8 protein-coding genes and 1 pseudogene are annotated in these 9,802 nt (G+C 43.6%); 2 read left to right on the forward strand and 7 right to left on the reverse strand.

What is annotated here, in order from left to right:
* On the forward strand, positions 1–375 hold a 375-nt coding region (locus tag BMX84_RS12570), incomplete at its 5' end, for a hypothetical protein (protein ID WP_177165565.1).
* A gap of 192 nt (positions 376–567) precedes the next feature.
* Complete coding sequence (gene rpoN, locus BMX84_RS11885; RefSeq protein WP_091490133.1) at positions 568–1,848, forward strand: RNA polymerase factor sigma-54; 1,281 nt, start codon at positions 568–570, stop codon at positions 1,846–1,848.
* Positions 1,849–1,936: 88 nt separating this feature from the next.
* Here the strand turns inward: rpoN and BMX84_RS11890 are convergent, their stop codons facing one another.
* The 7 genes and pseudogenes from BMX84_RS11890 to BMX84_RS12575 form a co-directional block, all read right to left on the reverse strand.
* A complete protein-coding gene (locus BMX84_RS11890) occupies positions 1,937–2,878 on the reverse strand; it encodes a PTS system mannose/fructose/sorbose family transporter subunit IID (protein ID WP_091490136.1) in 942 nt (313 codons plus the stop codon).
* A gap of 19 nt (positions 2,879–2,897) precedes the next feature.
* Positions 2,898–3,698 carry a PTS mannose/fructose/sorbose transporter subunit IIC gene (locus tag BMX84_RS11895; RefSeq protein WP_091490138.1) on the reverse strand — a complete coding sequence of 267 codons (801 nt, stop codon included), beginning with the start codon at positions 3,696–3,698 and terminating at the stop codon, positions 2,898–2,900.
* A 28-nt stretch (positions 3,699–3,726) separates the two neighbouring features.
* The gene (locus BMX84_RS11900; protein WP_091490141.1) at positions 3,727–4,701 is read right to left on the reverse strand and encodes a mannose/fructose/sorbose PTS transporter subunit IIB; all 975 of its coding nucleotides are present in this window, start codon (positions 4,699–4,701) and stop codon (positions 3,727–3,729) included.
* A gap of 55 nt (positions 4,702–4,756) precedes the next feature.
* Entirely contained in the window at positions 4,757–5,248 is a 492-nt protein-coding gene (locus tag BMX84_RS11905; protein ID WP_091490143.1) for a PTS sugar transporter subunit IIB, read from the reverse strand.
* 205 nt (positions 5,249–5,453) lie between these two features.
* Entirely contained in the window at positions 5,454–8,354 is a 2,901-nt protein-coding gene (locus BMX84_RS11910; protein WP_091490146.1) for a sigma 54-interacting transcriptional regulator, read from the reverse strand.
* 272 nt (positions 8,355–8,626) lie between these two features.
* A complete protein-coding gene (locus tag BMX84_RS11915; RefSeq protein ID WP_091490149.1) occupies positions 8,627–9,196 on the reverse strand; it encodes a hypothetical protein in 570 nt (189 codons plus the stop codon).
* A 375-nt stretch (positions 9,197–9,571) separates the two neighbouring features.
* Positions 9,572–9,802, reverse strand: a pseudogene (locus tag BMX84_RS12575) (polymer-forming cytoskeletal protein); the annotation flags it as partial.

The raw sequence follows: 9,802 nt of genomic DNA on the forward strand, positions 1-9,802 counted from the left end.
CAAACTGTTTTCTTCCTGAGCACGTCCAATACGAGACTCATTAGCAGTGCTCAATATGTTTTCCTGGTGAGTACGTCTAATGTGGGACTCATTAGCACTGCTCAAGCTATTTTTCTGATGAGTACGTCTAATGTGGGGCTCATTAGCACTGCTCAAGCTGTTTTCCTGGTGAGTACGTCTAATATGGGGCTCATTGGCACTACTCAAACTATTTTTCTTGTCAGTACACCTAATGCGGGGCTCATTGGCACTACTCAAACTATTTTTCTTGTCAGTACACCTAATGCGGGGCTCATTGGCACTACTCAAACTATTTTTCTTGTCAGTACGTCTAATGTGGAGATCATGGCACTGCTCAAACTGTTATGTTCCTGACTACGTCCAATGTGGAGCTCATTAGCAGTGCTCAAACTATTTGTCTTTACGAGTGCGTCAATTAAGAGACTGATCAGCCCTCCTGAGATTGTATTTCTATGTTTCAATTGACTCCCCCTAATAGGTAACTCTATAAGAACATAATAATAATGATGCTGTTTATGGTAAAATAGAATAGAAAGGAAAGATGATATGGAATTTAGACATCAACCACAGCAGCTGCAGAAACAGAAGCAGTCCTACATCCCGAATCTCATGCAGGGCGTCCACCTACTCCAGCTGAATCGTATAGAGCTTTCCACTTACTTGAGTAATCAGATCCTGGAGAATCCTTTTGTGGATATGCCAGAACAGGAAAGCCGCCTGATTCAAACGGCTATAAACGAAACCGCTTCAACCATTGAACAAACGACTGCCAGTCAGCCTTCGCTCTTTGACTTTTTAAAAGAACAAATCGAGTTGTTTTACAGAAAAACATATTTGCGTGAACTGCTCTTCTGGTGGGTCAATCAGCTGGATCATAGAGGCTATGTGACCAAAACGATCGAAGAAGCAATGGATGAGACCGGAGCGGCTTCTGTCGAACTTTTGGATGCCCTGACTCTTCTTCAACAGCTTGATCCCCCAGGTGTCGGTGCCCGGGATCTTAAAGAATGCCTGCTTCTTCAGACAGAGAGGCTGGACTTTGCTCCATCGATAGCCTATATCGTGATCGAAGAAAATCTTGAATCACTGATCAACAAGAAATGGTCATCACTTGCACAGACTTACGATGTGACTGAAGCAGACATCAAAGAGGTTTATCAGTTTATTAAGAAACTAACCCCTTCACCCGGTGAAGCGTACCAGGCATCCTATACGCCTTTTGTTCTTCCTGAACTTAGTGTCAGTATCGATAAGGATGAACTCGTCATCAGTGAAACGAAATATAAAACGCCTCTAGTCAGTTTTAACCAATCTTACTTTAAAGAATTGAGCAGTTCTGATGATCCGCAGCTAAAATCCTACATCAAAGAGAAGAAAAAGGAATACGATATCCTTCAGACAAGTCTTGAAAAACGTAAAGAGACGATTTTACGCGTAGGAACTGCCATCGTCATGCACCAGCATACCTATTTTAAAGATGCCGATGCACCCCTTGTGCCTCTTCAGCTGACCGATTTAGCAGAAGAACTGCATCTGAATCAGTCAACGATCAGTCGGGCCGTCAGGGAGACCTATATCGAAACGCCTTATGGATCCAAGGAATTAAAAACCTTCCTGTCTCGTCGCTCAAGTCAGTCGGAGCTGTCTAAAGATCACATTCTCCAAGCTCTTCAAAATCTGATTCAGTCAGAAGATAAAGCTAAGCCTCTATCGGATCAAGCCATTTCTGATGCACTTAAGGCAGAGAACATGACACTATCCCGAAGAGGTGTAACGAAATACCGCAAGCAGTTGGATATCCCTTCATCTAAACAGAGAAAAGAATAAAAAAACACTTCCTGATGAACGACGCGTCGATTGACGCATCACTCTCAGGAAGTGTTTTTTAAAATTGTTTTCAGTTAGATCTGTCAGATTATCCTAAGATACCTAAAACGTAACCGATAACGCCGACTACGAAGATACCGCCGATAATTGTAATTGGGCTGACTTTCTTACGTAATAACCACACACAGAAGAGAGTTAGTAGTAAGGGAGCCACACCAGGCAGCAGCTGATCTAATGTGTTTTGCAATGTTGTTACTTCTTCAGGCTGGATAGCCATGCCTGCTTGAATATCCGCAACAACGTTTCTCAGCATATCACCAGATAAGACACCTTCATTTGCCGCTTCTGAAATCGCAGCAAAGTCGATCATGTCTGCTTCTGCATTTTCAACTCGACTGATGACCATCGGGAAGTTCATACTTGTCCAACGCGGTACCAGTACACCCATGATGAACATACCTAAAACAGATGCCCCTTGAGTCAGTTTCTGCATCAATCCGCCGGCTAAGTTCTGAGTAATGTTACCCCCTTGAACGTAACCAAGTTCCTGTGAGTACCATAGGAATGCCATACGGATAATGTTCCAGGCCAGGAAGAAGATGATTGGACCCATCCAGCTTTCACTTAATGCAAGTGAAGCGGCGAAGGCACCTAATACAGGACGCAGAGTACCCCAGAATATCGGGTCACCCACACCAGCAAGAGGTCCCATCATACCGATTTTGACCCCTTGGATCGCTGCATTGTCGATATCTTCTCCGGCAGCTTTTTCTTCTTCAAGTGTCAATGTCACACCGAGTACAGGTGCAGCAAGGTAAGGATGTGTATTAAAGAATTCCAAGTGACGCTTTAAAGCCAGTGCACGGTCTTCTTTTGTTGTATATAATTTTTTAAGCGCTGGAATCATGGAATACGCCCATCCAACGTTCTGCATACGTTCAAAGTTCCATGAAGCTTGCAGGAATTGACTTCTCCAAAAAACTTTTAAACGGTCGCTTTTTGTTAATCTTACTTTATTTTTTTCATCCATAGTTTTTCAACGCTCCTTTTTAGTAATCGTTTAGAATATCATCGAGTGGGTCTCCGCCAGAGGAATTTCCTCCATTGCCGCCGCCACCTTGATTGAATTCAGGTGCAAACTGCAGGTAAAGCAAGGCTAAGACAACACCGATAATACCCATTGCGATAAGGTTCAGTTCGCCAATAGCTGATAGTGCAAAACCTAGAGCGAAGAATACCCATAATTTTGGTGTAGCCATCATGTTGATAACCATTGCATAACCAACGGCAACGATCATGCCACCGGCAACGGCAAGTCCGCCAGTCAACCAGGCTGGGATAGCATTCAATCCGTCTGTTACAAGTTCAGCCGGTACAGCTAAAATGATACCTGCTGGGATCGCAATACGCAGACCTTGCAGCATCAATGCACCAATGTGGAGCCATTCAACAGCTCTGAATGAGCCTTCTTTTGCTTTTCCGTCGGCAGCGTGAGCAATACCAACTGTCAGTGTACGAACGAAGATCGTCAGCACTTGACCGGCAATAGCTAGTGGGATAGCCAAAGCGATACCTTCTGATACGCCGGCACCACGTAAAGTAACTAAAATAGCGGAAGCGACAGATGCAAGCGCGGCATCAGGTGCTACGGCAGCTCCGATGTTCATCCACCCCAAGGCGATCAGTTGCAAGGTACCACCTAGAAGTAAACCATCGATAGGGTTACCCGTTACAAGCCCGATCAATGTACAAGCGATAATAGGCTGGTGGAACTGGAACTGGTCCAAAATCCCTTCCATCCCCGCCAGAAAGGCGACGAGTAATACTAATATAACAACAAATATATTCATAATTTATTTTCCCTCCTTAAAATATTCCTTAATCAACGTATTTTGTTTTCTTAAGCATTGGCCAGATATCTTTACTTTGATCTGAAGGTACTTTACGCACATCAAAGGTCACGCCGTGGTCTTTCATTTTCTTGAATGACTCAACGTCTTTTTCATCTACAGAAAGTACGTTATTGATCATGACTTTACCTTCTGAGTGAGCCATGGATCCAACGTTTACTTCTTCGATCTCTACGCCGCCTTCAATGACACGCAAGGCATCCTGCGGGTTTTCAAATAGAAGCAGCGCACTTGTTTTACCAAAGCGCGGATCTTTCGCTACTTCGATCATTTTGTCTACAGGTACAACGTTAGCTTTGATCCCTGGTGGTGAAGCTTGTGTGATCAGGCTCTTACGCAGATCATCCTGAGCCACATCATCGGAAACAACAATGATACGTGTAGGCTGAACATCTTTTGACCAGGCAGTGGCTACTTGTCCGTGTAACAGACGTGAGTCGATTCGAGCAAGACGGATATCGATTTTCCCGGTACCCACCACTGTTCCTTCAGGTAATGGCTGGTTCGGTTCTTCGCTCTTCGTTTCCACAGCTGCTTCTGCAGGCTGAAGACTTTCCGGTCTTACTTTTACACTGTCTTTACCAGGTTCGATGATCGCTTTAGCGATATCCTGTGCTTTGTCCATTCCAAAACGACCTGTGAACGCCTCGATCAGCATCCCCAAGTTCAGACCTGCAACGATTGCCCATTTATCTTTGTGATCCTCGAACAATGTGTTGGCCTGATTAAATGGCGTACCTCCCCATAAATCAACAAGGAACAGCACTTCATCTGAATCAAAAGAAGCGATCGCTTCCTCCATCTTGCGTCTGATATCGTCAGGGCCTTCACTTGGCATCAACGTAACAGCTTTAACATTTTCCTGTTCTCCTACAATCATTTGTCCTGACTGTAAAATTCCTTCGGCAAACTCGCCATGGCTTGCCAATATAATTCCTACCATTTATTTCCCTCCTACTACTAGCATATTATGCTAACTATTTTTTCTTCTGTGACATTTACAGAAAGTCCCCTTTTCTCAATACATCCATCATCTTCTGGCTGCGGTCGCCGGGAACTTTTCTGATCTCCAGATCGATACCTTTATCGTCTAAATACTTAAAGGCTTCGATATCGGACTGGTCAACGGATACAAAGTGTGTCACCATCTGTTTTCCTTCCGTATACTTCATACCACCGATATTAACGCTGTCAAACGCCAGGCCGCACTGATGTACGCGCATGACGTCTTTAGGATTAGTAAATAATAGCATGACTTTGACACCATCCATCAATGAATGCTGGGCAATATCTTTTAGTCTGGTAACGGATACAACATGAGACTTCACTTCAGGTGGCGCAGCCTGCGTCAGTAATACCTTCTGCAAAGGATTACGTGCGACTTCATCACTCACCACGATGATTCGACTAATACCTGTAGATTTAGACCAAGTCGTTGCGACCTGACCATGAATAAGCCGATCATCTATACGAATCAATCGAATATCCATCGTTCCATAACCCCTCCTGCTATAAACAACACTCCCTCCACTTAATCTCGGGAATCTCATAAAAATGCCTATTTATTCCCTTCACTTATATATAAGCAAGAAGTGTGCCAACACACTATGATGAAATAATGCCTTGTGTCGCGTTTCCAGACAAAACACAAAAGCGACACACTATAATAGTGTGTCGCTTTTGTGTTTAAGTGTGTTATTCAGTTAACAGTGTGTCGATATCTTCCATATTTCCTTCTTCTTTTGTGATGAAGTAAAGAATATAGCCATATTCTTCCAACGGAACCGTCAACTGTATGCTTTTTTCAAAACCTCTGATCACTTTCTGTAATTCAGAATATAGGGGGTGACTCAAAGTTTCCCTCTTCTCCTCACGGTCTAGCCGCACCTTATCCTTTTGCAGCAGTCTTTCTATTAATCCAGCCATATGAAACGCTAGATTGATATGGAAAGCATACTGATTTGTTGTTTCTGTACGGAGTTCTTCGCACTGACTGACAAATGACCAGATGATCGGCACCACTTTTTGAGGATTGATAAAAGCAAAATTCTCTTCGATATATGAATAGATGATTGCTTTCGCCTGCTCATCATCGGCTAGTGCATCTTCAGGTTCGACTGTCGTCATACTGACAAACTTCTTCAATAGGTGTTCAGGTTTATCTTCAATAAACCGTTCAAGGGGAATGAAGGGTGCCTGGATTTTAGGATTGACGATACCGGTCGAAGCAATGATCGTATAATCTTTCTGCCATTCACTTATCCTGGTATCCAGTTCCGTCACTGAACAGGTTTTCACTTGTATCCCGGATTCATTCGATTTTCTCAGGGCTTTTTCAATGATTTCTTTGATCTTCTGAGCTGTCCCTTCTCCACTTGCGCACACTGCCATCACGATAGGCGGTTTACGTTTTGAAGGCTGACGCTGGTCATCGTGTCTAGGTAGTTCTTTCGTATAACCACTGAACTTTGTCAGTGATTCATACAGCAATTCAATATCTGCATCTACTAAAGAGGCTTTTCGCACAGCTTCAAGAACGATAGCTGTCGACACCATATCGATCGAACGGATATGAATGCCTGTTTCTTTCTGCAGCGTCGTTTCAAACGTGGCCAGAGAACCCATGTCGACAAGCAGCAGGACCCCACTTCCTTCATTAACATCCAGAACAGCTTTTTTTATCCGTTCGTAGACGACCGTCGGTGACATATCAAGCGGCATATCGATCGCTGCAACGCCAGAGGTATCTAATAGCTGTTCTGCCACTCGCGCCATACTGCTTGCAGTCGAATTCCCATGAGTAGCAATAACGATGCCGACGCGGCCAGAAGCCAACTCTTCTTTAAGAGAGACTAGCAGAACCGTTAAGTAATAGACTTCATTGTCAGGAATATCTACATCAAAATAAACAGCGATTTTAGTCTTTACGCGTTCTGCGACAGCATACTCATTCGCATATGTCATGGCCATTTCCCGGATACGGTTATTGATGATACGCTCTTGTCCACTGCTGATCTTACTTAACAATGAACTGATGTGCAGACTCATGGCATAAATAAAATTCTGTTTAAATGAGCCGCCCAAGGCCAGTTCGACTTCCCCGACGATCTGATGAGCAAACTGTATCACTTCCTTACTGACCACTTCTGCCAGCTTCGACTCTGTCTGGAAGGAGAATCCATGATTACGGTAGAAGGATTTCAGATGAACATTTATATCTGTGGAGATATACTGATTGATCGAGTCCTGGTCCAAGCCTTCTGCTTCCAGCAAAGCTGCTTTATCTCCGATAATATCGTATATATTGTAGGGCAGCTCATATGAATCCATCGCCATTTTATAAAACGGTTCGTTAGGGTCGATCATCATTTTAGCTTCCACGTACTTGGAAAGATCAGCCTGTTCCAGTCGATTAGACGATAAGCCGACTAAATGATCCTTGATAGTTTCCGGCAGATCCTTGACCGTCAAGGAGATCTCATCTTTATTCAACTGATTCATGAACCCTCTGGCACAAACCAGCTGGATAGACGACTTCAGTTGCCCGACATTCCCATATCCTACACTGGCTATAAGTCCTTTCACCACTTCTTCATTTAAAATGATTTTACGCTGGATACGATTGGCTTCCAGTCCCGTCAGGAGTTTGACCAGATCAAGCTGCTCGCTGACCGGTCTCTCTTTAAATGAGGGCAAGTGGATATTGATGGGGATCCGGCGCATGAAGGTATCTAAAAAAGTCGATTTAGGATCTTCAGTCGTCGCACAGACGATGCGGACATTGGCATGTCTATTTTTCCCCGTCTCGCCTAATCGGCTGTACATCCCGGTATCCATGAAGTAAAACACCATTTCCTGCCCTTCCGGCGGCAATCGATGTACTTCATCGAGAAAGAGCATTCCGCCGTCAGCCTGCTGAATCAGGCCTTCTGTAGAACTGGCTGCACCTGTAAAAGCTCCCTGGGCATAACCAAATAAGTAGCTCATCAAAAGCTGAGGGTTCGACGCGTAGTCGGCACAGTTGAAGACGACCAGTTCTTTTTCGTTATCGATCAGCTCCTGCGACTGAGCAAAACGGAACATCGCGTGAGCAAAGAATGATTTCCCCGAACCTGTTGGACCGGTAATGAGTGTATTCAGCCCTTTCGGCGGATACAGAACGGCCGCTTTTGCTTGTTCGACGGCATTTTTAATGCTCCCGTTTGCACCGATGATCGATTTGAAGATGTCACGGGTCTGATTATATGAATAGTCCAGAACTTCCTGTGTCACCCCAACAGACGGCAGACTTTTTTCTTTATAACTGGAAACATGCCTGGTCAGCGGCTTGTGGCGGGCTTTTTCGATCGGTATAAACCGCACAGGTCTCCCATCGATTTTTTTCAGTTGACCTTCCCGGGCAAGTTGATTCAAATCTTTAGAAATATTGCTTCGTATGCTTTCCAGTGCATCCGCCACTTCTTTTGTAGTGATCCCCATGCCTTTTTCTATATCCTGGTGTGTGAAGGACGCACAGGCCTCATTGACATAGTTTAAAACGCGTTGTTTACGGTTCACATTGATCCTCCTCTTTGATTTCGAACAGTACTGATTCATGTAGTTACAGTATACACTTTTTTCAATACAATAACACACTGACACACAAAAAAACACACTATACTATTCGCCCTGATCATAGAGCAGTCCACTGTCTAGTCAACTCCTGCCAGATAAAAAACAGTTCTTCAGATACACTGACCTGAAGAACTGCTTTATTTGTGTGTTTAAATCATCTGCTGATTTTCTTCTCTCCTGGGTCCGATAGGGTGAATATCAGCATGTTTGCGTACTGTTGTACAGATACACGATCTGAAGCAACGATGCAGCAATTATTCTTCTACAGTTACTTCGCCTTCTACAGTGCCTTCATCCATCATAGCAGCGTCCTGTAATTCTTGAGAAGCGAAAGTGACGTCACCTGTAACAGTAGAACCAGCTAATTCGAATCCTTCTGCATCAACATATACGTCCCCATCAACTGTACCATTCTGGATACGGAAGTTTGGAGATTCAACAGTCATCATTGGCACTGTCAAAGTATATTCATCTGTTACATTACGGTCTTCATCTTGAGCATATAGTGCTAATTTACGGTATTCAGCTTCAGCTTCATCTCCGCCGTCGTGGAATGTTCCAGCAACAGTGATGTCTTCCTCAACAGTTACATCAGCTGTGATCGCAGTGATCCAGTTACCGTCTTCGCTTAATGAAGCGACAACTTCATCGGCTTGATCTGTAATAGAAGCAGCCGTTACAGCATCGCCAGTTTCTTCTGTTGTTTCTTCTGTTTCTTCTGTTACTTCCTCTGTGGTATCTTCAGCAGAATCACATGCTCCTAAAAATCCGCCTAAAGCGACAACGGCAGCACCTGCTGCTAATTTCTTTTTCAATAAACTCATAATTATCCCTTACCTTTCCTAATGGAAGTTTAATTGTAGAACGCGTAGAATGAACAGAATAGAAGGAGAGATCTAATGGTATTCGGACATTCTGATTCGTTCATTACTAAAACCTACTATATAATAGATATGTGAAGTCGTCAACAAAAGAGAATTGTTATAAATATAAAAATCCCTTCATTTTTTTCTCATTCACATACTTTTTACGTTTGCGTTCAAGCTGTTTCCATTTTTCTCACAAGTCAATTAAATTTCTTAATATTACTTACTAATCCCTCATCTGTCTGTTCATTCCCGTGCACAGGATAGGTGTTACAAAAAAGACTGCAGCTAAGCTGCAGTCTTTTTTTGTTTTTTATAGGGGAGTTAACTTGATTATTCTTCGACGCGAGTTTCGCCTGTTACTTCGCCTTCATCTAATGTAGCTGAGTCCTGAAACTCTTGACTCATGAAGATCAAGTCGCCATCGATCGTTCCGCCAGGCAGTTGGAAACCGTTGGCATCAACGTAAACATCTCCGGCAAATGTACCGTTTTGGATACGTGAATTTTCACTTTCAATGGTCAATTTTGGAGCTGTCAGTGTATAACTTGCGGTAACGTTACG

Source organism: Alkalibacterium putridalgicola, assembly GCF_900109825.1.
GTDB lineage: Bacteria > Bacillota > Bacilli > Lactobacillales > Carnobacteriaceae_A > Alkalibacterium > Alkalibacterium putridalgicola.

Coding starts and splice junctions, on each gene's coding strand:
- rpoN (WP_091490133.1), top strand. CDS start 568: ATGGAATTTAGACATCAACCACAGCAGCTGCAGAAACAGAAGCAGTCC.
- BMX84_RS11890 (WP_091490136.1), bottom strand. CDS start 2,878: ATGGATGAAAAAAATAAAGTAAGATTAACAAAAAGCGACCGTTTAAAA.
- BMX84_RS11895 (WP_091490138.1), bottom strand. CDS start 3,698: ATGAATATATTTGTTGTTATATTAGTATTACTCGTCGCCTTTCTGGCG.
- BMX84_RS11900 (WP_091490141.1), bottom strand. CDS start 4,701: ATGGTAGGAATTATATTGGCAAGCCATGGCGAGTTTGCCGAAGGAATT.
- BMX84_RS11905 (WP_091490143.1), bottom strand. CDS start 5,248: ATGGATATTCGATTGATTCGTATAGATGATCGGCTTATTCATGGTCAG.
- BMX84_RS11910 (WP_091490146.1), bottom strand. CDS start 8,354: ATGAATCAGTACTGTTCGAAATCAAAGAGGAGGATCAATGTGAACCGT.
- BMX84_RS11915 (WP_091490149.1), bottom strand. CDS start 9,196: ATGAGTTTATTGAAAAAGAAATTAGCAGCAGGTGCTGCCGTTGTCGCT.